We start from the raw sequence: 23,049 nt of genomic DNA on the forward strand, positions 1-23,049 counted from the left end.
TACAAAATGAATAGAGCAAAGATTAAAAGAACACTTTTCAATCAGTATGTTATATAAACAAATCGTGATTAATTTATTCATAAACAGATTTTACCGAAGATAACTGTACATGATAAACAGCGTAATCATTCCGAAAAGCACAAGTAATAAACAGTTATTTAGGACTTAACTACTGCATTGTTTTTTCTAAAATTTGAGGGTTTGATTATTAAAATGTTATCAACAATATATTTATTAAATAAAACTGCATAAATTTTAAAGTGATTACTTTAATTTGAAGAGAAGAAATAGCGCTTCATTTTTTCGCTATAGTAAAAATATATAAGAAAACGACAATTTATAAATTGCCGCTTTCTTATGCAAAATTATTCTAAAAATGAAATGACACAACATTGATATAGATCACTTAAGCTCAGTAGAAAATGACCGTAAGTAAGATAAAGATGGTTTGCTTTCTAGTTCTGCCTAGTATGTTTCTTAAACCACCTTTTAATTAATGGGTATTAGCCAACAACTCTAATACTGCACTAATCACAATATCAGGGTGTTCAAAAAACACTTGGTGACTGGCATCTTCAAGTGCGTAGTATTTTCCTTGGGTTTTATTCGCAATATCTTTACTCCATTGCGTGCCCTCTTGTTGCCATTTTATTAGACCCGGCTTTTCATCCTCATTAGCATTGGCTACATCTAAGCGCTCAAAGTCGCTGTCAATGACACTAATAGGCACATTAATATTGTGCTGTAATGGCTCAGCAATATTCAGATCATCATGATAGTTCATCATTTCTTTTATTCTTGTTACTTGATTTTCGACTTGTAATCGCTTCTCAGTTACTCGGTCATAGTAGACCCAGTCCATTTTCTCATGATGATTTGAAGGAATGAGCTTGATGATCTCTTCACGTTCAATGGCAATACGCTCACGGCTCTTTTCTGTCCAATTTCCGCCACGTACATGCTCAACATATTCGCTTTTATATTTTCGCAGGCCTGCAACCGCACCACTTTGATATTGAGCAATCGAGTGAGGTAGTAAAATATCGGGATCAGCCCACACAACACCATTCACCTGAATTTCAGGGTTGGGATTATGTAAATACATTAGAGTCGCTAAGTTACTGTTGGCGAAACTCAAGAATGTCACTTTTTTAGTGCCTATTAAGCTGAGTAGTTCAGGTAAATCTGCTGCCAATTGTTTGAATGAAGGCTCTTCTACATCGGAGCTCCAAGCATTCCCTAACCTGTCTATTACATGGACTCTCGCATGCTCTGCAAGTAATGGTTGCAAAAGAGAAGCCCAAGCGGAATCACTGTGAAAAAACTTGTTCGCACCAGAGAGGATCACCACATCTCCCTGTTCAGTTTGTTTGCCCATACTTCTAACGTGGTAGTTTTTAGTATTCACCGAATAAAGAGCGGAGTATTCAGGTAAAGCGTACGCGCTGCTTTGATTAAAAAAGTCTAATAGTTGGTTTGAGGTTGAGTAGTGCTCAAAAGACCAAGCATGCCCCCCCCCATCAATGCTGACTAATTTGCTCAATAGTTTAGCGTCGATTGAAGAACGATATAGCTTCTCTGTAACGCGCTCACTGGGCGTACTTTCAGACACTATGGCATCAGGTATGGTCTGGCTAGTAATCAATTCGACTGCTTTAGGCGCCGAAATAAGCCCAAAGTTATGATGCACCAGACCTTGATAAGGTAACACTCTATCAGCGGTGCCTTGCACTAACATATAACTTGTTGGATCGGAAATACTGCACATACTCGATAGTCTATCTGACATAGGTGATGCCACACTTGCGACAGCTTGAAACTTTTCACTGAACTTACACAGCATGTTTTGACTGAACAGCCCTCCTTGAGAAAAGCCCACCGCGTAGTTTTCACCTTCCAATAAATTATATTCAGCATGCATTTTATCAATCAATTGAACGATAAATTCGACATCTTTAGCACCTAAACGATGTGCTATATTGCACTCACACCCTTCATCCCACTCTATCTCCTTTGATTTGGGGTAAATTACTAGGTAATCATCGCTTAAGAACTCAAATCGCGTCATGCGTTGCATGCCCTTTTCTGTTCCTCCTGAACCATGAAAAGCAAATAATAACTTGTATGCTTTTCCTTCTTTAATCCCTCCTTCAGGGAAGGCCAAGGTATAAAAATGACCTCCCAAACTTAAATGTAAATCACTTGAGGCTTCATCTGGTGTTTCATTAAATTCAACCTGCTCTGTGGGGTGGCTCTGGCTTCCACAAGCTTGTAGCAAACCAGACAATATAAGGGCTAATAATAACTTTTTCATTTGTCTCTCCTGTTTTGCCAAGAGACTAAAATTGCTGCTACATTATTGTCACAACCTTTAATCGAATTTATCGTTACCTTTTGCTTACCTAAAAAATAAGTATAAAAAACATTAGGCTAGGTATGAAATATCAAATCCACGACATCATCTTTGATACTCAAGAAAAAGCGCTTTTTCATAATGGAGAAAGCGTTTTACTGGAGGCCAAGTCTTACCATCTATTATTAGTCTTTATTCAAAGTGATGAACCTGTTCTATCGAGAGATAAATTAATTGAGTTAGCCTGGCCACAACAAGTCGTCTCTGACGGTGCGGTAAATAAAGCGATTTCTAAACTTAGAAGTCATCTAGAGCAGCTATCACCAGATGTCGAGTTTGTTGTCACTAAACCTAAGTTTGGATATCAATTTTGCGCACCAGTGAAAGAATTACCTGAGTCCAATAACAAACTGAGCTCGGCAACCATAAAACCGCCTGTACGACTTCAAAACAGATGGATACCCATCGTCATTAGCGCTATTTTTCTTGTCTCGCTGTTTTTCTTCTACATACATAATACTGTGCAAAACACAGTAGAAAAAACCACACAAACTGAGTTTAGCCAGTTTAGATTTACTGCACTCGATGGTGTAGAAACCAAGCTCAGCAGTGGAAAGGACGGGCAAGTGTTATTCATTAATACTGATGTAAATGGTCAAGCATCACTTTACTTGAGGGTAAATAAAGACATCCCAAAAGTATTACCCATAAACCTTACTGACGTTCGAGATATTCGACTTGCTCCAAATGGGAAAGTCATAGGGTTAGTCTCTCAAAATAGAGAAAGCTGTTTAATAGAACAGGTATCTCTCGCTGCTTTTGATAGAAAGACATTGCTCGATTGTAGTCAGTTTTCGGATGTAAAAATTGCATGGCACTACGATATGCAGAGGCTCTTTATTCAAGCCAGAAAGAATAATGCAATGCCCTATAAAATATATCAATTTAAGATAGCAACTCAGGTACTAGAGCAAATATCCTTGCCACAAAAGCACGCTGCTTTAAATGGCGACTTCCGTTTGGCCGCTCACCCCACTCGACCTCGTTTAGCATTTGCTCGATACCTTGAGTCTGATCGCAGTGAAATTCATGTATTGAATACTCATACATTAGAAAAGCTGACAACTTATCCTGTGCCTTATGTGGTTGATGCTTTAGCCTGGGACGCTGAAAATGATGTGCTATTTTTTACTGCAGAAAAGACCTTACTACAAATTGATACTCAAAGCGGTTCTGAACACGTCATCAAACAGCTGAGCTATCCGGTTGAGTCAATTACCAGTACCTTCTTTCCTAATGGCAAGGTATTACTCACGACTCAATATCACCCTAGCAGTCGTATAAAAAGATATGACCTCAACACACAGAAAACCCAAACTATGCTTAACAATGCTGCACTCAACCGTTTGCCAAAGCAAACTGATAATCAGTCATTGTTGTTTCTCTCAGATATGATGGGCACGCATGATTTATGGCAACTTAAAGGCGACTATTTACACAAGATCCCGCTACCATTTGAATTTGGCTTTAGACGCTTTCAAACTGATAACCAAGAAGAGCATATACTTTTTGAAAAACAGGGTGCTTTATATGAGCTTAATTTACTCACCAATGAAGTGAATAAACTCATAACTGCTGAGCACAAAGCGTATGTTGCAAACTATAGCCAGAACGATAAAAACATCATCTATAGCAGTCAAAAAAGCGGTGAATGGCAATTATGGCTATTTAACAAAACGACTTTGACACACACTCAATTAACACAATATGGTGGTTATAGTGGCTACCAATATCAAGGTGGACTGATTTACTCAAAAAGAAACCAAGCTGGACTATGGCGCTTATTTGAGGGAGAAGAGACTTTACTTATCAAAGATTTTAGCAACATAAACTGGCTAAACTTCCAGATAATAGAAGATGATGTTTATTTCTATCGCAAGAGCTCAGGCATTTGGCGCTATAACTTAACAACCAAAGAAACTGAAAAAGTCATGGCGGCTAATCAACATTTCATCAACCAGTTCCATGTTAATTCAACACAAAATGCAATTGTATTTGCTGAGCTCAAACCTATTCAGGGTGATGCGCAAGGTTTTGTGATCAACTAGTAGCTATATGCTCTAGTTGATCACTGTGAATTATATTTATAGATCCCAAAGCAACATTAAACCAACACTAGTATTGGTTGTTTCGCCTTCAGGAAATTCCACAGCAAAAGTAGATTCTCTATCAACTAAAGTGCCCGTCCATTCAACTGGGCCTTCTTGGCCTCTGTCTAACATTGAATAGCGTGCATAAGCACCTAGATGAATACCTTCAGTGACTTTAAAAGAGACATTCGCTTCTAGATTGTAGCGTAAAGTGTCAGTCGCGAAGTCTAATCCATCAAATTGTGTGTTATATGTTTCAGACCAAACTGTATGACCCACTGTCGCCTTTAATCCATAACGCATACTTTCTGACAGCTTACCACTTTCGTAGGCTATACCTGCATCAAGATAAATCTCGTTCGACTTTTCTTCTTGCATACCGCCTTTGATCACCGAGCCATCTTGTAAATTTAAATTAATGCCCGTTCTCTTATAAGTAATCAGTGACAGTGCTGTGCCACCGATAACCCTAAAGTTTTCAGTCAATTTATAGTGCAACGCAAGGTTCGTGCTGGCGTGAATGTATTCAAATTGATTACGTTGATACACCCCTAATGTTTCATGGGTCCATGCTTCATTGTCAGAATTCGGTGAGAAAGTCGCGAGCGCATCCACTGAGAATGCAAAGGTTTCATTAATGTCGTACAAGCCACCGCTGTTGAGCATCAGGTTGCTCACACTCGCATCTGATTTAACTGGCACAAGTGTGGCCGTTTCTTTATAACTGATAGATTCATTACCCACGGTCAGGTAACTATAAGAAATACCTTCACTTTGGGCATATGTATTGAAAGAGTTTAATAGAGAAAGTGCGGCTAACCCATATAGAAGCTTCATTGTTGCGTCCTTAATTTGCAAACAAAATTTACTAGAAAATCAGCTTTATAGGTTAGCAGCTTTTTGCATTTAAACGAGTAAATGAGACAACTTCTGATATTAACAACACTTACATTCTGGGTCTTTAAATAACCCAAAGGACTTTTGCTCTAACGTTAAGCCATCCACTTGCTTAAACACGCTACCACTATGGTGGCCTAAAATCATGTTCACCGTATAAAGCGCCTGCATTGAACCTATGACGCCTAACAACGGGCTGATTACTCCAAAGTTATCGCAGTTTTGCGATACTTGCTCGCCTCCTTCTGGGAATAAGCAGGCATAACAAGGACTTTCGCTTCTAAAGTCAAATACCATTACCTGACCTTGGGTTGCGATGGCTGCACCTGAAATCAGTACTTTTTGCTTCGCAAGACAGTATTCATTCAGTAGATAACGGGTTCTAAAGTTATCGCTACAATCTAGGATAAAGTCGGCATCAGCCAATAATGCATCTAAATTTTCTGCACTTAAACGTGCGTGCACAGGGTTTAGTGAAATTTGATTATTTAGACTGGTCAGCACTTTGCCTGCAGCTTTAGCTTTGCTTTGACCAAGGTGGTTTACCTTATACATGATCTGACGTTGAAGGTTAGACAGCTCAACCTCGTCATCATCAATGAATGTCAGTTGCCCTATGCCTGAGGCCGCCAAATACAGTAAAGCTGGGCTGCCTAAACCGCCACAGCCGACCACGGCAACGTTGGCACTTTTCAGCTTATTTTGCCCAGCTTCGCCAACTTCTTTGAGTAACAAGTGGCGGCTGTAACGTAGCCGCTCTTTGTCATCCAATGCCATTAAGTTTCACCTCGTCCTTTGCGAATTGCAGCTTTGAGCTCAAGAACCGCATTTTGGTGGTCATCAGCTAAAGTGATAGCACGTACAACCGCGACACTGCCCACACCGGTACTGGCAACTTGCTCAGTACGCGCAATATCAATACCGCCAATGGCTACGGTCGGATAGTGTGCTTTCATTAACGGCACAAAATGCTTAAGCTTTTCAAGCCCCTGAATTTGCCCTGTCATGTCTTTGGTTGTGGTTGGGTAGATCGCTCCGAAGGCTAAGTAACTTGGGCGGTAGTTGTGCGCTCGCACCATTTCATAAAAGCCGTGTGTCGATACACCTAAACGTAAACCCGCATTTTGAATTGCTGATAAGTTAGCTTCACTTAAGTCTTCTTGACCAAGATGTACACCATACGCACCATGCTCGATAGCTAGCTGCCAGTAATCGTTGATAAATACTCGGCCTTGATATTTCTCACCCAGCATAATGGCGGTTTTAATTTCTTCCTCTAGGTTTGGATCGTTTGGATCTTTAATCCGCAGCTGTACGGTTGGTACGCCGGCGGCTAGACACTTTTCAATCCAATCTGCGGTATCAACAACCGCATAAAGCTCCAGCTCACCGTTAGTGTCGGCAAAACCTGCCGCAAAGTTAAAATCATCCGGAGCAGCCAGTTCTAATTCATCGGCTAACCAACTGCCCGGCTCTATCACTTGTGGGAAATGCGTTAAATCTTCTGGAAAGCCGGTATGAGCCACAGGGCCAATGCCTTCGCCATAACGCACGGCACTTGCTAAACCTTGGTTGATATACGCTTTGCCTAAAATAAAGGCATCTTTTAACGGGTAATCTTTAGCAAGACAAGCCGCGATACATGACGATAAGCTACAACCAGTGCCATGAGTATGAGGGGTGACTACTGCCTCGTTTCCTAGCCAGTATTCTTCTTGGTTATCACTGCGACAGTAATCTATACAGTAACCTTTCGGGTAATCCCAGTGACCGCCTTTGATAACCGCAGAGCCTGCACCAAAAGCCTGTAACTTTTCGGCAGCTTCAACCACTGAGCTTGGGCCAATAAGATAAATACCTGTGAGTAACTGTGTCTCGTGTGTATTCGGGGTGATCACATCCACCAGCGGGAAAAGATATTTCTTTAGCGCGTCAACCGTGTCTTCTTCGGTTAAGGTGTCACCACTGGTTGCAATCGCAACCGGGTCATATACCACCACAGGCGGCACCGCCCACGTTTTTTTGTAGTGGGCGATATGCTCGGCGATTAACTCTACCTGCGCGATATTGGCGAGCAAACCTATTTTAATCACTTTTGCAGGCATATCTTGCGCCAATGCATTGAGCTGAGACTCAATCACGGCATTACTAACAGGGTTTATGGCCTCAACCCCAAGGCTGTTTTGTGCGGTAAGTGCCGTGATCACTGTACAGCCGTGTACACCAAAACTATGCATGGCTTTAAGGTCGGCTTGAATACCCGCGCCACCACCACTGTCTGAGCCTGCAATACTCCAAACAACTTCTGACATGTCAGACTCCTAAATTATTTATCTATTTCTATTTTTCAATCTTGATGCCAAAACGGCATGCCCATGGTCGGCGTAGAAGGTGCTGCCACCTCTTTTTCAGGCATGGCTTTGGCTTCATAACTAAAGCGCCCTGCTTCTACTGCTGATTTAAACGCTTTGGCCATGGTCACCGGGCAACCCGCACCAGCAATGGCCGAGTTTAATAGTACCGCATCATAACCTAGCTCAAGCGCTTGGCAAGCGTGAGACGGAAAACCTAAGCCAGCGTCCACAATGAGAGTATGATCTGGCAGGCGCTCACGAATGGTTTTTAAGTTATAAGGATTTATTAACCCTTTGCCTGTGCCAATTGGTGCGCCCCAAGGCATCAATACCTCACAGCCTAAATCGGCCAGTCGCTGACAGATCACTAGGTCATCGGTGCAATAAGGCAGTACTTTAAAGCCATCTTTGATCAAAATGTCAGTCGCTTCTAATAAAGCCACGGGATCAGGCTGCAAATTATACTCATCACCAATCAGCTCTAGTTTGATCCAATCAGTATCGAAGACTTCGCGACACATTTGCGCCAAGGTCACCACTTCTTTGACACTGTGGCAACCTGCTGTGTTAGGCAATACGCGCAGCCCTGTATCTTTGATTAATTGCCAAAAATCTTGCCCTGCTTCGACTGAATTTTGACGTCGCAACGACACAGTCACAATTTGCGACTGCGATGCCACCAGCGATTGCTGCATAATTTGCGGTGATGGATATAGCGCTGAGCCTATCAATAAGCGGCTATCAAAGGTTTCGCCATAAATGGTGAGTGGTTTATGCATGTTTAGCCCCCTTGAATAGGCGACAATAACTCGATTTGATCGCCCTCTTTTAATTCAGCCACAGCACATTGGCTGCGCGGTACAAACTGCCCATTCACAGCCACAGCAAATGGCGGCACTGCGCCTTGTGATTCAATAAATGCTTGTAAATTAGTATCGGTTAACGCGACTTGTTGACCATTGAATACGACGTTCAAAGTAACCCCTTGCTCAGTGCTTGCTGCACCACAAAAGGTGCAAGTAAATAACCATGGCGATATAAGCCATTAATTTGGATGAGGTTGCCATTCACCTCAATATTTGGACGATTATCAACAAACGCAGGTCTTAGCCCAGAATTAATCGACATTACACGGCCTTCACTAAAGCCGCTATGTACCGTGTAGGCTGCTGACAACAACTCAAGGGTAGAGCGCACCGTGATCGGGCCATTATCTTGCGACTCAATTTCAGTCGCACCAATCACAAACTCGTGATTTGGTTTCGGTGCAATGTAAATTGGGTAGCGAGGATGCATTAAACGCACAGGACGGGTTAATGTCACTTCTGGTGCGTATACGCGCGCGACTTCACCACGTACGCCACGCAGCCCTGTCACTTCGTCTTTGGCGCCTAAGCCGCGACAGTCGATGATCCAATCGAATGCTTCACCGTTAACTTGCCCCTGCTCGCAATGCACAGACTGACCAAAATGAAACTCAACATCTTGCTGTTGCAAGGTCTCAAAACTGGCGCGATAAAAAGCCAAGTTATCGAGCTGGCCTTCACAAGGTAAAAATATGCCTTGATGAAAGCGCCCTGCAAGTTCTGGCTCTAACTGAGCAATGTCTTGGCTATTGGCTATATGTGCTTGGTGCCCAGCGAGTGGTTTTAATCGTTGTGAGAAGCTTTGTAGGTCGCCCTTGTCTTGCTGATGCGCAACAACGAGAGTACCTGCTTGTTGAAAAAATACTGGGGAAGAAAGTTTTGCCAAAAGTTCAGGCCAAAGTGCCATGGCTTTTAAGCCATCTTCGGCTAAATCTGCTTCACAAATGACCGACTCAGCCAACGGTGCTAACATGGCCGCCGCTAACACACCTGCGCTGTTATTTGCTTGTGCGTCATCTTTTTCGAAGATACTCAGCTGATAGCGCTCCATCAGCATCAATGCTGCAACACGCCCCAACAAACCAAACCCTAAAATCGCAACTTTTGGTTTACTCATTTCTGCCCCTAAAAACCCGAAGGTTAAGACCTAAGACGCAATCATCTCAGGTCCAAAAAACAATGCCATGCGCGAAGCATGGCATAAATTGCTAAATCGCTTTGTGATATAGCTCAGAGCCTGTTTGTTTAAACTCTTCAGACTTGGCTTTCATTTCAGCTTCAACGTCGATCATCTTGATTTGGATCGCATTGTTATCAGAGATATCAACACCTTGTGCTTCTAAGTCTTTCGCGTAGTCACGTACTTCTTGGGTGATCTTCATTGAACAGAATTTAGGACCACACATAGAGCAGAAGTGCGCCACTTTGCCCGACTCTTGCGGCAGTGTTTCGTCGTGATAAGCAAGTGCACGCTCAGGATCTAGACCTAGATTGAATTGGTCATGCCAACGGAACTCGAAACGCGCTTTTGATAACGCGTTATCACGAATTTGCGCACCTGGGTGACCTTTCGCTAAATCGGCAGCATGTGCGGCAATTTTGTATGTGATAAGACCTTCTTTCACGTCTTCTTTGTTTGGAAGACCTAAGTGCTCTTTTGGCGTTACATAACACAGCATCGCCGTACCATACCAAGCGATCTGCGCAGCACCAATACCAGAAGTAATATGGTCATAACCCGGCGCGATATCGGTCGTTAATGGGCCAAGCGTATAGAAAGGCGCTTCATGACAATGCTCTAGTTGCTCGTCCATGTTTTCTTTGATCATATGCATTGGCACGTGACCTGGACCTTCGATAAACACCTGAACGTCATGCTCCCACGCAATCTTTGTCAGCTCACCTAAAGTACGAAGCTCTGATAATTGCGCTTCATCGTTGGCATCTGCAATTGAGCCCGGACGTAAGCCATCACCCAGTGAGAAACATACGTCATACTGCTTCATGATCTCACAGATGTCTTCGAAGTGTGTGTATAGGAAATTTTCTTTATGGTGCGCTAAACACCACTTCGCCATAATTGAACCACCACGCGATACAATACCGGTGACACGTTTTGCCGTCATTGGTACGTAGCGAAGTAATACACCAGCGTGAATCGTGAAGTAATCTACACCCTGCTCTGCTTGTTCAATCAGCGTATCGCGGAAAATTTCCCATGTTAGGTCTTCAGCAACACCGTTTACTTTTTCAAGGGCTTGGTAGATTGGTACCGTACCGATTGGCACTGGCGAGTTACGTACAACCCATTCACGCGTTTCGTGAATATAACGGCCTGTAGACAGATCCATTACCGTATCTGCACCCCAACGCGTTGACCATACGAGCTTCTCAACTTCTTCTTCGATTGAAGAGGTAACCGATGAGTTACCAATGTTAGCGTTCACTTTTACTAAGAAGTTACGGCCAACAATCATTGGCTCTGATTCTGGGTGGTTGATGTTGTTAGGAATGATAGCTCGACCACGTGCCACTTCTGAACGAACGAATTCTGGTGTGATGAACTCTGGAATTTCAGCACCAAACGACTCGCCTTTGTGCTGTTGCGCTAATAATTCTTCACGAATTTTTTCACGACCCATGTTTTCACGAATGGCTACGAATTCCATTTCTGGAGTGATAATACCCTGACGCGCATAGTGCATTTGCGTCACGTTCTTACCTTTTTTAGCACGGCGAATTTTAGGTAAATGTTCAAAACGGATGTGATCTAGGCCTTCATCCGCCATACGTTGCTGAGAGAACTGTGAGGTTACCGATTCAAGCTCTTCTGTGTCGTCACGCTCTAAGATCCACTGCTCACGGTATTTAGGTAAGCCCTTGCGAACATTTAGTTCAAAGCCCGGCTCTGTATAAGGGCCTGATGTATCGTACACACGGATTGGGTCATTTTTCTCAAACACAGGGTTTTCTTCTGTGCCACCAATAAAGCTGTCGCTTAGAGTGATTTCGCGCATACCCACACGAACACCCGCCTGCTCACCTTCTACATACACTTTTTGTGAGTTCGGAAACGGTTGACCAGTAAGGTTATAAATATATTCTGATGCCGCGGCACGGGTTTCGCGACGGCTTGGCTTGCTACTATTGTGTGACATGACTTGCCTCATGGTTAGTTAAGGTGTCTTGTCAGATCTCCAGATGGAGAGAGATGGGTGTTAGCCCAATTGGTCCGAGCTAAATGCATGCACGACGCATAATAGCTTTTTGCAGCCAGCAAAGGTATTTGCTTGCAAGGCAGCTTGTTCCCTACGCAGGTTTTAACCTGATCAGGTTCACGGATCCCGCAAATAATGCGATCTCAGCCCGAAGGCACTCCGACAAGTAACGAATTGAGTGCAGTCTACTTCATAAACAATGGCTTATTCAAGACCATCTAAACGTTTAAAATGTAGCACTGGCTTACCATTTAGTATTAGCGCCTTATCTGACACCGTAAAAGGCACACCGATTTCTAACATATTCAGTAGCATACGCTCTTGTTTATCGAGCTCATCGGAGCAGAGCATTTTTGTCATGCCGATTTGCTCAACATACAGCTGATTGTCTTCAATACGGGTTTTACCAAAGAAGCGGTTGCATCCTGTGTGGCCCATGATCTGATTGTCTTCAACGAGCTGAATGCGCATCTCACTACTAGTCTGCGCAACCTTATCAATCTGACTTAATTGCCAATGCCCTTGCGGTAGCGTCTTTTCAGAGAAAGGGTTAAGGCTATTTGGGTCATCCCACACCATGGTACAACCAGATAAAACAGCAGAGCCTGCTAAGCCCAAAACAATGGCCAAAGTAGATAACTTATTTTTCATGCAAGGTTTCCTATGTTTAGGGCTTAATTTTTTATGTAAATAACTGCTCAAGTTGCTCAGGCACAAACGGACGACCTTTTGCATTTACCGATGTGCCTGTCACAACTGCATCCAGCATCAGTTTATTGTCTGCTGAGCGGATCACCTTTTGATTAAAGGCGAATTTCAAACGGCTTAAACGTTCCACTTCGACTTCAACGTAAAATGCATCGCCTGGCTTTAATGAGTCTTTGTAGTTCATTTCTGAGCGGATCACCACTAAATTGACCTTATCACGGGCAAGTTGCGCAAAGTCGATATTTTTAGCTGCCAAAAACTCATGGCGTGCATGCTCTAGATAATTGAAATAGACACTATTATTGACGATGCCTTGTAAGTCGCACTCGTAGTCGCGCACTTTAAACTCAACTTTGAAACTCATTTAATCCTCATTAACTCGGTAGTCTTCGCCGCAGTTATAACACAATTAAACATAGTTTCACTTCTCTGTATGGTCTGATTTGTTAGAATAGCCAACGCGTGCCGAACTTAACTACTGATTTTGAATTGAACAAAACTGACATTCATAACGTATGCACGCTTCACTATTAAAACGGAATAGCCTGAAAATGAAAGCAAAAATCTCTCTGTTATGCGCAGCCATGCTGCCTTTATTTGCCACTAACGCGGTTGCTGAACAAACTAGCCTTGAAGTAATTGAAGTCACAGGTGACTTTAAAAAAGAAAGTATTCAAACCTTGAGCGCCAGTGCCAGTGTATTAGGCGAACTTGAAATTACACAGCGTGGTGCAAGCTACCTAGATGAGATTTTAAATTCAGCGGCTAATGTCAACTTCACAGCTGGCGCTTCGCGCGGCCGTTATGTGCAGATCCGTGGTGTTGGCCTTCGCTCTCAATTCCAAGACCCAATCCAGCCAAGTGTGGGCTTACTTATTGATGGCGTTAACTACTCAGGCCTTGGTGGCAGTGCATTGCTATTCGATGTTGAGCAAGTGGCGGTTTATCGCGGCCCACAAGGTACACGTTATGGTGCTGATGCAATGGCAGGTATGATTGATATGCAAACCACTGCGCCTAGCCAAGACAAGGCATTGAAGGTGAAGCTAGGTGTTGGTAACTATAATAGTTATGAAGCAGGTATTGCTGCAGGCACAGGCTTAACTGATAGCTCAGCAATCAGAGTGAGCGCGTTCCAACGTAAGTCAGATGGCTATACCGATAACTTATATCTAAATCGCCCAACTCAAGAGCAAGATGAGCAAGCTTTTCGATTGAAGCTCAGCAATGAGTGGAGCGATAACTTTAATACTTCACTTGCTGTACATCACATCAATATCGAAAACGGTTATGACGCATTCACGCTTGATAATAGCCGCAACAGTGTTGCTGATGAGCCAGGTCAAGATAACTTAGAAAGCGATGCTTTCTCTTTAACTGCAAATTACACCGGCTTTGAAACAATCAATATCACAGCAACAGCAACGGGCCTGCAAGCAGACTCACTGTATAGCTATGATGAAGATTGGGTATGTAATAACGCCAACCAAGCAAACTTATGTGCAGCAGGTCTTCACCCTTGGGGTTATAGCTCTACAGATAGCTATGCACGCGACACTGAAAAAGGCACTTTCGACCTGCAAATTAGCTCTAAGCAAGATGATTGGGTTGTGGGTCTTTACTCTGAGCGTCGTGATGTAGACCTTACTCGTGCTTATACTTGGCAATCACAAGATTTTCATTCAAGTTTCGATATTCGAAATACAGCACTTTATGGTCAAAAAATCACAGCAATCGCAAAAGATGTAGAGCTGATCACAGGCCTACGTGCGGAAAGCTATGAAGCTGACTACAAAGACAATAATGGCTTTACTGAGACAACCGATAAAACCATGCTGGGCGGTAAGGTAGCGCTAGAGTATCAAGTTGTCCCACGTACAATGATTTACACAAGCTTATCTCGTGGCTACAAAATCGGGGGTGTAAACGGCGAAGCGCTTGCAAAAGCAAAAGATGATGGCTTAAACATTCAATCAGAGAACTATACCTTCGACCCTGAATATTTATGGAATGCCGAGTTCGGTGTAAAAGGCCAATCTGAAGATAAGAGCCATACTTTACGTGTCACTGCCTTCTATATGAAACGTGATGATATGCAATTAAAGCAATGGCAAGTTCAAGACCAGCAATTCGCTGGATATTTAGATAATGCCAGCTCAGGCAAAAACTATGGTTTTGAAGTCGAAGGCACTAAACAATACACTGAACGCCTTACACTCAACTATAGCTTTGGCTACTTACGCTCGAAAATTAAAGGCTTCACAACCTCTGACGGCATCAACCAACACGGTAGAGATCAAGCGCAAGCCCCTAAATATCAGTATGCGTTTAGCTTTAACTATGCACTAACAGATAACTTAGAAGCGCAACTTGGCTTTGAAGGTAAAGATAGTTATTACTTCTCAGATAGCCATAACGACCAAGCGCCTAATCAAAACCTGATTAACGCCAGCGTCAGCTATCATAGAGAGAACTGGTCACTAACCGCTTGGGGTAGAAACCTAGCTGATAGAGATGTGCCTGTTCGCGGCTTTGAGTTCGGTAATAACCCACTTAAGGAATATGCCACTGAAAATTACTACCAGTATGGCGAGCCTCGCCTTGTAGGTTTGACGTTTAAATACGAGTTATAAATGAATTACCCTGTGACATAAAGCACGGGGTATTTTTTACCTCGCCAATAAAATTTAGGCACAAAAAAGCGCGCAATTAAAATGCGCGCTTTTCTTTTTCTGAGAGATTAACCTAATTCAGGCAGGTTACGACCATAGAATACTTCTTGGATCTCACGCTCTACTTTCGCGCGGATTTCTTTTTCTTCTTCTGCACTTAAATCATCTGTGCTTAATCCGAATAGATAAGTATTTAAATCAGTCTCTTTTAACATCATTTTAGTGTGAAATAAGTTTTCTTGGAAAACATTCACGTCCACCATGTGATACGCTTCTTTGGTGTCTTCAGTCATGTAATTCTGAATTGAATGAATTGCATGATCAATATAGTGTTTTACCCCTGTGATATCGCGGGTAAAGCCACGTACACGGTAATCGATTGTCACCACATCCGACTCTAGAGAGTGGATTAAGAAGTTCAACGCTTTAAGTGGAGAGATTACGCCACACGTTGATACTTCGATGTCTGCACGGAATGTACAAATACCATCGTTAGGGTGCGCTTCAGGATAAGTGTGAACACAGATGTGACTCTTATCTAAATGTGCAACCACTGACTCAGGAAGTGGTCCAGGTGTTTCGTTACTATCAAATGTCTGCTGCTCTACAGGCTCTTCAGACACCAAGATAGTTACACTTGCACCTTGCGGATCATAGTCTTGGCGAGCAATGTTCAGCACATTTGCACCAATGATATCGACAACTTCTTTTAGAATATCCGTTAGGCGATCAGCGCTATATTGCTCATCAATATATTCTAAGTATTCTTTACGCTGTTGCTCCGTTTTAGCGTAACAAATGTCATAGATACTAAAGCTTAAACTTTTCGTTAAGTTATTAAAGCCATGGAGCTTAATTTTATCAAAGGGCTTGTTCACTATACTCAACCTTTAAACAATAAATCTGCAACGCAGAACTCAAAGAGGGCGGATTTTATACGAAAAATCCGCACTGAAAAAGCGTTATTTTGCAACGCTTTCAACAACCTCATGACTGTGAGTAATTTCTACTGTTTTATCAAGCATTAAGGCCACAGAACAGTACTTCTCAGCAGACAGCTGAACCGCGCGTGCAAGGTGCTTTTCAGAAACATTTTTACCAGTAACTACAAAGTGTAGATTCATTTTGGTAAATACTCTAGGCGCACTTTCTGCTCGCTCTGCTGTTAACTTGACTTCAACATTCTCAACCTGTTGTTTTGCTTTTTTTAGAATGCTCACAACATCCACAGATGAACAGCAGCCCGTCGACATCAATACCATTTCCATTGGACTAGGCGCAGCACCATCAGCGCCTGTATCAAATACCACATTATGACCAGACTGCGAGCGGCCAATAAAAGTATCACCATCAACCCACTTAATATTTGCTTCCATTTTTTAACCTCTATAAATACAAACACCGCCTTAAAGCGGCGGTGTTATAAAATGCTATAAACTGTTTGAGACTGCAATTTTTTTAGATTGCTGCGTCGAATAGATTTTTAACCAAACCTGCAAACTCTTCGATAAACTCTCGTTGCTCTTTGGTCACTCGTTGCTCAGTGACACTAGACAGCACTTCTTGCAAGTCATAGACGATACCATCTACCTCACGGACAATTAAGCTGCGTTGTTCAGTTGTTAACTCTGTGTTTTGCTCACAGATTTTAATTACGTACTCAGCGATGACATCTTCAATTAACTCCATCACCCTTGGTGCACCCGGCTCAATCTCACCAGGCTTTTCAAACAAGGTTAAATTGTGGGTTAAGTACATTACTAACTCATCATAGCCCTGTTTATCTAATACCATAGTTTGTCCACCTGAAACTCTCAAAGCATCTCCTATTGATTTAAGCAGAAACTCACATGCATTGCTACTTTTACAGCTAACGGATGAAAAAAAAGCAGCCTAAGCTGCTTTTTTTAATACTTTTATTCTACCTAAATAGATAGAGCCTGTGAATTAGTCGATTGATAAACCTGGGCTTAATGCACCTGGTAATGTCACTTTTTCTAACTCAACAGACGCTACAGGGTAAGCACAGTAATCTGCGGCATAGTATGCACTTGCTCTGTGGTTACCTGACGCGCCAATACCACCGAATGGTGCAGCACTTGATGCTCCTGTAATTGGGCGGTTAAAGTTAACAATACCTGCACGAATACGGCGTAAGAAGTGGTCGTAATCTTCAGCATTGTCACTTAATAGACCTGCAGATAGACCAAAGCTTGTATCGTTCGCTTTTTCGATTGCGGCATCAAAATCTGTGTAACGGAATACTTTTAGTAATGGACCGAAGTGCTCATCATCTGGGAAGTCAGTAACATTTGAACACTCTAGGATACCTGGTGTTACAAAGCCTGTGCCTTCTTTATGCGTAAGTTCGATGATAGCCTCAGCACCTAAGTCAATCAGTTGCTGCTGTGCTGCAACCATACCCGCCGCCGCTTGATTTGAGATCATAGAACCCATGAATGGCTGATCTTCATCATCAAAGTTACCCACTTTGATTGCTTTTGTTGCACGTACTAGGTGCTCAAGGATCGCATCACCCTGCTCGCCTGCAGGTAAGAATAACTTACGCGCACACGTACAACGTTGACCGCTTGAGATAAATGCAGATTGAATAATGTCGTGTACAACCGCTTTTGTATCAGACGCATCTTTTACGATTAATGGGTTATTACCACCCATTTCTAGTGCTAAGATTTTACCCGGCTGACCAGCAAACTGCTCATGAAGGATATGACCTGTACGAGAAGAACCTGTGAAGAACAAACCATCGATACCACGGTGAGAAGCAAGTGCTTTACCAGTTTCTACTTCACCTTGTACTAGGTTGATCACGCCTGCTGGAAGGCCTGCTTTTTCCCAAAGCTTAAGCGTAAGCTCAGCAACATAAGGTGTTAGTTCTGACGGCTTAAAGATAACCGTGTTACCCGCTAACAGTGCAGGCACGATGTGACCGTTTGGTAAGTGACCAGGGAAGTTATATGGGCCAAATACAGCGACGACACCATGTGCTTTGTGGCGAATAACCGCGCGGCCAACTGGCATTGCGTTCTCAACCACACCAGTACGTTCATGGTATGCTTTTTCTGAAATGGCAATTTTACCAACCATAGCACCCGCTTCAGTACGCGTTTCCCATAGTGGCTTACCTGTTTCTTTCGCAATCGCAATTGCCAGCTCTTCGCTGTTTTCTTTTAACTGCTCAGCAAAACGCTTAACAACCTCTAAACGCGCTTCAAATGCCATGTCGCTCCAGCTATAAAAAGCTTCACGCGCTGACTTTACAGCTGTATCAACTTGCTCAGCCGTTGCTGAGTTTGCTTGCCAAATAACTTCGTTGTTCGCTGGGTTCAGTGATGAGAATGCCTCACCTTGACCTGCTAACCATTCACCATTAATAAATTGTGCGGCATGTGTTGTCATAATAAATCTCTATTCTTATATAGTTGCGATGCTGACTTTGTCACCATCCACTAAATTCAATGCGTTTGCCAACTCTGCTGAGATAACGACGGTATCAGTATTGTCCTCGATATGAAGTTCAGCAACGGTTGCACGATACCCTTGAAGTTTATCATTAGCAATCATCACAGGGGAACCACCCGGGTTATCACCAATTGACACTGTTCTAAAGCTTGATGAACGTACCGTGCGAATGTTATCTACTTTTGCTTCAACCGTCGGACCTGCGTCAAAAATATCTACATAGCCGTTAAAGGTAAAACCTTCGCTCTTAAGTAGCTCAATTGCAGGGCGCGTGTTGTCATGTACTTGGCCAATCACTTCTTGTGCATCTTTACTCAGCAGATTCACATAAATTGGGTATTTTGGCATAAGCTCAGCAATGAACACCTTCTGACCGATACCTGTTAGGTAATCTGCCGTTGGGAAATCCATTGAGAAGAAGTGCTCTTCTAGCCATTGCCAAAATGGGCTTTGACCATTTTCATCTGATACACCACGCATTTCTGCAATAACCGTATCTGCAAAGCGCTGCTGATGTTGTTTAATAAACATAAAACGCGACTTTGACAATAACTTGCCATTAAAGCCTCGACGATGCCCTTCTTTCAAGAACAAAGTACATAGCTCAGTTGCGCCGGTGTAGTCGTTACACAGAGTCAGAATATCAACCGCTTTATAAACATTTAAGGTGCGTGATGAGTGGATCACCTTACTCAGGTGGTAATGATAAAACGCATCATCTAAACCAACTGCTGCTTCAATCGCGCTGGTACCCACTACTTCGCCAGTTTCAGTGTCTTCTAAAACAAACAAATAGCCTTCATCAAAAGGGACATCCGTTTCTTTTTTGAAAGACGCTTCAGAGCGTTCGATTTTGCTTTGTAATAGCTCTTCATTATTAGGTAATGAAGTAAAGCCATGACCTGATTCATGGGCAATTTTTAAAAGCGCTGGATAGTCGCTTTGCTGGATTGGGCGAAGGATCATCATGAGTCCGCTTACTCCTAAAAAGTTAACTTGACGGTAGACAAGGCCAAGCAAGCTTGGCCACTCAAGGAATTAAGCGTTTGCAGCTACAACTGCAGCAACTGCTTTTTCGAAACGAGCCATACCTTCACGGATATCCGCTTCTGGAATAACCAATGATGGCGTGAAGCGAACAACATCAGCGCCTGCCACAAGTGACATCACACCTTCTTTAGTGCCTGCTACTAAAAATTCTTTCGCGCGGCCTTTGTATGTTTCGTTTACAACACCACCTAATAGTAGACCTTTACCACGAATTTCGCTGAATACGTTGTACTTGTCATTAATTGCAGTAAGTAGTTCGCGGAATAGTGCTTCTTTCTCTTTAACACCGTTTAATACAGCTTCATCATTTACCGTATCGAATGCCGCTTCTGCAACAGCACAAGCTAGCGGGTTACCACCATAAGTAGAACCGTGCGTACCAATCTTTAAGTGCTTCGCGATTTCAGTCGTTGTGATCATCGCACCGATTGGGAAACCACCGCCTAGTGCTTTTGCAGTTGTTAGAATGTCAGGAATAACATCTAAGCCTTGATAAGCGTATAGATCACCAGTACGACCAACACCTGTTTGTACTTCATCAAAAATAAGCAGCGCATTGTGCTTAGTACATAATTCGCGAACACCTTTCACGAAATCAGCTTCTGGAGATACGATACCACCTTCACCTTGTAGTGGTTCCATCATCACAGCACATGTGTTGTCAGAAATTAGCGCTTCGAATGCCGCTAAATCGTTATAGTCACAATGTACGATATCACCCGGCTTAGGACCGAAACCATCAGAATAAGCAGCTTGACCACCCACAGTTACGGTGAAGAAAGTACGACCGTGGAAGCCTTTATTGAATGAGATGATTTGTGATTTTTCAGCGCCGAAGTTATCTAGTGCAAAACGACGTGCTAGTTTAAGTGCTGCTTCGTTCGCTTCTGCACCTGAGTTTGCAAAGTAAACTTTCTCTGCAAATGTTGCGTCTGTTAATTTTTTCGCTAAGCGCAATGCTGGTTCGTTTGTCATTACATTTGATAGGTGCCAGATTTTTTCACCTTGCTCTTTAAGCGCATTGACTAATGCTGGGTGACAGTGACCTAAACAGTTAACAGCGATACCACCTGCAAAGTCGATAAACTCGCGGCCTTCCTGATCCCAAACGCGAGACCCATCACCTCGAACTGGAATAACTGCTGAAGGTGCATAATTAGGTACCATTACCTGATCGAATAATTCACGATTAATAGTCATTTTCTATCCCCATAAAGTTGAGTTAGGTGCGCTAAAACTAACACTCAGTGTTGCTAGTTTATGGCTAAAAATAGCCATATGGCACAAATTTCATTCACCCATTATTTCAGAAAAAAGCCTTAAAGTCTCATTTAAAACTTTCATAGAGGCCTTGATATTCAAGGGTTTGGGATAGTTTTTCATAGTGAGTGAATAACTATTTAAATGTCTAACGTTGATTTGTCTGTTTAGAAAAGGAAAAGCCACTAATCGAGTTAATTAGTGGCTTGAATGAATAGTCGCAAAAAAAATCTTAAATTTTACAAAATTGTTAGCTGTAAACTATTAAAGTTACATTTTGCTAGCGTAGTGAGTTCCTCTTTTGATAACCCAAGGTGAGCAAACCAATGAGCTGCTTCATCCTTTTCGATAAACTGGTTGTCTTTGAGGACCATGTACAAACTATAACCATGTGCCTTACGTAATACCTGACTTAAGGGTAAATAGTCGGCTGACTGACTATGCGACTGAGGTAAATAATTAGCTGAAAATTCTTCCATCGGCGCCATAAATGGCAAATACCTAAACGCCATTTTTTCTATTAGCTTAGCCGATAGGTTTGCAGAGTGATTGAGTAAAAGCCCCCTTAAAAAGAGTGGATCTGGTGATAACTCTAAAAGTGCTGAGTGAAGGTCTTTATGGCTTTTATCGCGGGCGATGCGCACCTTTTCCTGCCATACCCTTTCAAAAGTTCTTAAATACAAGCGCGTTAAAGCGACCTTACCCACATCTAATAGCATACCAAGGGTAAAAGCATGTTGCTCTTTCACACCGTTCAATTCAGCTAAATGCTTTGCTGCAATTCCCGTTGTCATACTATGATCACGAAGTTTGCGCTTTAATAAAGGAAATGGCGATGTATCGTGCGGCATCCAGTGTCGCATAGCAAAAGTCGGGATCACCATTTGTAAATTTTCAAGCCCAAGATAGCGAAGTGCCAGTGCTGGCGTGTCAACTTTGACTGTGACACCTTTTGAACTTTGCTTACGATATTGCGGTAAATTAACTAAGGAGACCAGATCTCTGCCTAACCAGGTTAATTCGTTAACGAGCGGTTCTAGTCGTCCAACCGAAGCTGACTTCACACCCAGAAGATCTAAAATAGTCGGTACAGCATCCTGAATACCTACAATCTCATGATAGATATTATCGATATCGTCAATTTGCTTTTGAATTGATGTCTCAATAATTTGATGTAAGTGATTACTAGCTTTGGCAATGTACTTATGATGGCTAGTGCTGCTTTCTTTTCGTTTGGCAGCCGCTGCTATTTCTACCTCAAGCATAGTGCGTTGCGGTATCTTTTCACCATAATTGATCTCAAGAGTATGAATATACCCCATTTGCATTTGCGCAAAGTTATGGCTAATAAACAGATCGTGCGCACGTTCATTGAGTGCGATTGCCGTCCTTAATTGCCGAGATTGTTCAGTCATTGAGCGTTCTATTGAATCCTATTAAAGCTTTGCTTTTACTTAGAAAAGCGGCGAATAAAGTTATTTAACAATGCCAAACCTTGCTCTGTGAGTATCGCTTCAGGGTGAAACTGCACTCCCTCTAAGGCCATTTCAGTATGGCATAAGCCCATAATTTCATCCACTTGTTGCCTGTCATTCTCTGTCCATGCAGTAATCTCGAGGTCTTCGGGCAGACGCTCTTTAGCAACAATCAAAGAATGATAGCGACATACGGTGAGTGGATCTGGTAAACCTTGAAACACGCCTTTATTTATATGGCGAATTTGCGACGTTTTCCCATGCATCACTTCTCTGGCTCTTATCACTTGTGCGCCCAGGGCTTGTGCAATCGTCTGGTGACCAAGGCAAATCCCCAGTATTGGAAACTGCCCTTTTAATTGTTCAACAACAGACAAAGAAATGCCCGCTTCATTGGGACTACAAGGTCCAGGAGAGATCACAATATGCTCAGGGTTAAGCGCTCGTATATCAGCAATACTCAATTCATCGTTTCGTTTTACTACAACGTCTTGATCTAAGCGTTGGAAATACTGCACTAGGTTATAGGTAAACGAGTCGTAATTATCGATCATTAATAACAT

20 protein-coding genes and 1 riboswitch are annotated in these 23,049 nt (G+C 42.6%); of the genes, 2 read left to right on the top strand and 18 right to left on the bottom strand.

What is annotated here, in order from left to right; genetic code table 11:
• Positions 1-493: 493 nt before the first annotated feature.
• Positions 494-2,314, bottom strand: a complete 1,821-nt coding sequence (locus AC1HJP_RS09640; RefSeq protein WP_480361618.1) for an alpha/beta hydrolase — start codon at positions 2,312-2,314, stop codon at positions 494-496.
• Between the two features lie 122 nt (positions 2,315-2,436).
• Between AC1HJP_RS09640 and AC1HJP_RS09645 the strand changes: the two genes are divergently transcribed.
• Positions 2,437-4,461 carry a winged helix-turn-helix domain-containing protein gene (locus AC1HJP_RS09645; protein WP_480361619.1) on the top strand — a complete coding sequence of 675 codons (2,025 nt, stop codon included), beginning with the start codon at positions 2,437-2,439 and terminating at the stop codon, positions 4,459-4,461.
• A gap of 36 nt (positions 4,462-4,497) precedes the next feature.
• On the opposite strand, the gene AC1HJP_RS09650 is transcribed toward AC1HJP_RS09645, so the two are convergent.
• From AC1HJP_RS09650 to AC1HJP_RS09690, 9 genes are all read right to left on the bottom strand, one after another.
• Positions 4,498-5,340, bottom strand: coding sequence for a hypothetical protein (locus AC1HJP_RS09650; RefSeq protein ID WP_480361620.1), 843 nt, complete (start codon positions 5,338-5,340; stop codon positions 4,498-4,500).
• 99 nt (positions 5,341-5,439) lie between these two features.
• Positions 5,440-6,177 (bottom strand): HesA/MoeB/ThiF family protein, encoded by a 738-nt coding sequence (locus AC1HJP_RS09655; protein WP_480361621.1) that lies wholly within the window; start codon positions 6,175-6,177, stop codon positions 5,440-5,442.
• Complete coding sequence (gene thiE, locus AC1HJP_RS09660; protein ID WP_480361622.1) at positions 6,177-7,712, bottom strand: thiamine phosphate synthase; 1,536 nt, start codon at positions 7,710-7,712, stop codon at positions 6,177-6,179. Before thiE ends, AC1HJP_RS09655 begins: the two co-directional genes overlap by 1 nt.
• Before the next feature lie 35 nt (positions 7,713-7,747).
• Positions 7,748-8,533: a thiazole synthase gene (locus AC1HJP_RS09665; RefSeq protein WP_480361623.1), complete on the bottom strand. Its 786-nt coding sequence runs from the start codon at positions 8,531-8,533 to the stop codon at positions 7,748-7,750.
• Positions 8,534-8,535: 2 nt separating this feature from the next.
• Positions 8,536-8,730 (bottom strand): sulfur carrier protein ThiS, encoded by a 195-nt coding sequence (gene thiS / locus AC1HJP_RS09670; protein WP_058031113.1) that lies wholly within the window; start codon positions 8,728-8,730, stop codon positions 8,536-8,538.
• Positions 8,727-9,737: an FAD-dependent oxidoreductase gene (locus AC1HJP_RS09675; protein ID WP_480361624.1), complete on the bottom strand. Its 1,011-nt coding sequence runs from the start codon at positions 9,735-9,737 to the stop codon at positions 8,727-8,729. The genes thiS and AC1HJP_RS09675 overlap by 4 nt, the downstream gene beginning before the upstream one ends.
• A gap of 91 nt (positions 9,738-9,828) precedes the next feature.
• Positions 9,829-11,778 carry a phosphomethylpyrimidine synthase ThiC gene (gene thiC, locus AC1HJP_RS09680; RefSeq protein WP_480361625.1) on the bottom strand — a complete coding sequence of 650 codons (1,950 nt, stop codon included), beginning with the start codon at positions 11,776-11,778 and terminating at the stop codon, positions 9,829-9,831.
• A gap of 131 nt (positions 11,779-11,909) precedes the next feature.
• Positions 11,910-12,010, bottom strand: a riboswitch (TPP riboswitch).
• A 32-nt stretch (positions 12,011-12,042) separates the two neighbouring features.
• Positions 12,043-12,489, bottom strand: a complete 447-nt coding sequence (locus tag AC1HJP_RS09685) for an META domain-containing protein (protein WP_480361626.1) — start codon at positions 12,487-12,489, stop codon at positions 12,043-12,045.
• Between the two features lie 31 nt (positions 12,490-12,520).
• Positions 12,521-12,910 (bottom strand): acyl-CoA thioesterase, encoded by a 390-nt coding sequence (locus AC1HJP_RS09690; RefSeq protein ID WP_480361627.1) that lies wholly within the window; start codon positions 12,908-12,910, stop codon positions 12,521-12,523.
• Between the two features lie 187 nt (positions 12,911-13,097).
• Between AC1HJP_RS09690 and AC1HJP_RS09695 the strand changes: the two genes are divergently transcribed.
• Positions 13,098-15,179: a TonB-dependent receptor gene (locus tag AC1HJP_RS09695; RefSeq protein ID WP_480361628.1), complete on the top strand. Its 2,082-nt coding sequence runs from the start codon at positions 13,098-13,100 to the stop codon at positions 15,177-15,179.
• 107 nt (positions 15,180-15,286) lie between these two features.
• On the opposite strand, the gene speD is transcribed toward AC1HJP_RS09695, so the two are convergent.
• From speD to AC1HJP_RS09735, 8 genes are all read right to left on the bottom strand, one after another.
• Positions 15,287-16,096: an adenosylmethionine decarboxylase gene (gene speD, locus AC1HJP_RS09700; protein WP_058031119.1), complete on the bottom strand. Its 810-nt coding sequence runs from the start codon at positions 16,094-16,096 to the stop codon at positions 15,287-15,289.
• Between the two features lie 84 nt (positions 16,097-16,180).
• The gene (locus tag AC1HJP_RS09705; RefSeq protein WP_349285086.1) at positions 16,181-16,594 is read right to left on the bottom strand and encodes an OsmC family protein; all 414 of its coding nucleotides are present in this window, start codon (positions 16,592-16,594) and stop codon (positions 16,181-16,183) included.
• 82 nt (positions 16,595-16,676) lie between these two features.
• Positions 16,677-17,012, bottom strand: a complete 336-nt coding sequence (locus AC1HJP_RS09710; protein ID WP_480361687.1) for a DUF3802 family protein — start codon at positions 17,010-17,012, stop codon at positions 16,677-16,679.
• 153 nt (positions 17,013-17,165) lie between these two features.
• Entirely contained in the window at positions 17,166-18,638 is a 1,473-nt protein-coding gene (astD, locus tag AC1HJP_RS09715) for a succinylglutamate-semialdehyde dehydrogenase (RefSeq protein ID WP_480361629.1), read from the bottom strand.
• 15 nt (positions 18,639-18,653) lie between these two features.
• Positions 18,654-19,670: an arginine N-succinyltransferase gene (astA, locus tag AC1HJP_RS09720; RefSeq protein WP_480361630.1), complete on the bottom strand. Its 1,017-nt coding sequence runs from the start codon at positions 19,668-19,670 to the stop codon at positions 18,654-18,656.
• Positions 19,671-19,739: 69 nt separating this feature from the next.
• Positions 19,740-20,951 (bottom strand): aspartate aminotransferase family protein, encoded by a 1,212-nt coding sequence (locus tag AC1HJP_RS09725; RefSeq protein ID WP_480361631.1) that lies wholly within the window; start codon positions 20,949-20,951, stop codon positions 19,740-19,742.
• 299 nt (positions 20,952-21,250) lie between these two features.
• A complete protein-coding gene (locus AC1HJP_RS09730) occupies positions 21,251-22,426 on the bottom strand; it encodes an HDOD domain-containing protein (RefSeq protein ID WP_480361632.1) in 1,176 nt (391 codons plus the stop codon).
• A gap of 35 nt (positions 22,427-22,461) precedes the next feature.
• A complete protein-coding gene (locus tag AC1HJP_RS09735) occupies positions 22,462-23,049 on the bottom strand; it encodes an anthranilate synthase component II (RefSeq protein ID WP_480361633.1) in 588 nt (195 codons plus the stop codon).

The sequence above is a fragment of the Pseudoalteromonas sp. NFXS53 genome (assembly GCF_056629255.1).

Bases quoted from the DNA above. Each gene is read 5' to 3' on its own strand.
- AC1HJP_RS09640 (WP_480361618.1), bottom strand. From the start codon at position 2,314: ATGAAAAAGTTATTATTAGCCCTTATATTGTCTGGTTTGCTACAAGCT.
- AC1HJP_RS09645 (WP_480361619.1), top strand. From the start codon at position 2,437: ATGAAATATCAAATCCACGACATCATCTTTGATACTCAAGAAAAAGCG.
- AC1HJP_RS09650 (WP_480361620.1), bottom strand. From the start codon at position 5,340: ATGAAGCTTCTATATGGGTTAGCCGCACTTTCTCTATTAAACTCTTTC.
- AC1HJP_RS09655 (WP_480361621.1), bottom strand. From the start codon at position 6,177: ATGGCATTGGATGACAAAGAGCGGCTACGTTACAGCCGCCACTTGTTA.
- thiE (WP_480361622.1), bottom strand. From the start codon at position 7,712: ATGTCAGAAGTTGTTTGGAGTATTGCAGGCTCAGACAGTGGTGGTGGC.
- AC1HJP_RS09665 (WP_480361623.1), bottom strand. From the start codon at position 8,533: ATGCATAAACCACTCACCATTTATGGCGAAACCTTTGATAGCCGCTTA.
- AC1HJP_RS09675 (WP_480361624.1), bottom strand. From the start codon at position 9,737: ATGAGTAAACCAAAAGTTGCGATTTTAGGGTTTGGTTTGTTGGGGCGT.
- thiC (WP_480361625.1), bottom strand. From the start codon at position 11,778: ATGTCACACAATAGTAGCAAGCCAAGCCGTCGCGAAACCCGTGCCGCG.
- AC1HJP_RS09685 (WP_480361626.1), bottom strand. From the start codon at position 12,489: ATGAAAAATAAGTTATCTACTTTGGCCATTGTTTTGGGCTTAGCAGGC.
- AC1HJP_RS09690 (WP_480361627.1), bottom strand. From the start codon at position 12,910: ATGAGTTTCAAAGTTGAGTTTAAAGTGCGCGACTACGAGTGCGACTTA.
- AC1HJP_RS09695 (WP_480361628.1), top strand. From the start codon at position 13,098: ATGAAAGCAAAAATCTCTCTGTTATGCGCAGCCATGCTGCCTTTATTT.
- AC1HJP_RS09705 (WP_349285086.1), bottom strand. From the start codon at position 16,594: ATGGAAGCAAATATTAAGTGGGTTGATGGTGATACTTTTATTGGCCGC.
- AC1HJP_RS09710 (WP_480361687.1), bottom strand. From the start codon at position 17,012: ATGGTATTAGATAAACAGGGCTATGATGAGTTAGTAATGTACTTAACC.
- astD (WP_480361629.1), bottom strand. From the start codon at position 18,638: ATGACAACACATGCCGCACAATTTATTAATGGTGAATGGTTAGCAGGT.
- astA (WP_480361630.1), bottom strand. From the start codon at position 19,670: ATGATGATCCTTCGCCCAATCCAGCAAAGCGACTATCCAGCGCTTTTA.
- AC1HJP_RS09725 (WP_480361631.1), bottom strand. From the start codon at position 20,951: ATGACTATTAATCGTGAATTATTCGATCAGGTAATGGTACCTAATTAT.
- AC1HJP_RS09730 (WP_480361632.1), bottom strand. From the start codon at position 22,426: ATGACTGAACAATCTCGGCAATTAAGGACGGCAATCGCACTCAATGAA.
- AC1HJP_RS09735 (WP_480361633.1), bottom strand. From the start codon at position 23,049: ATGTTATTAATGATCGATAATTACGACTCGTTTACCTATAACCTAGTG.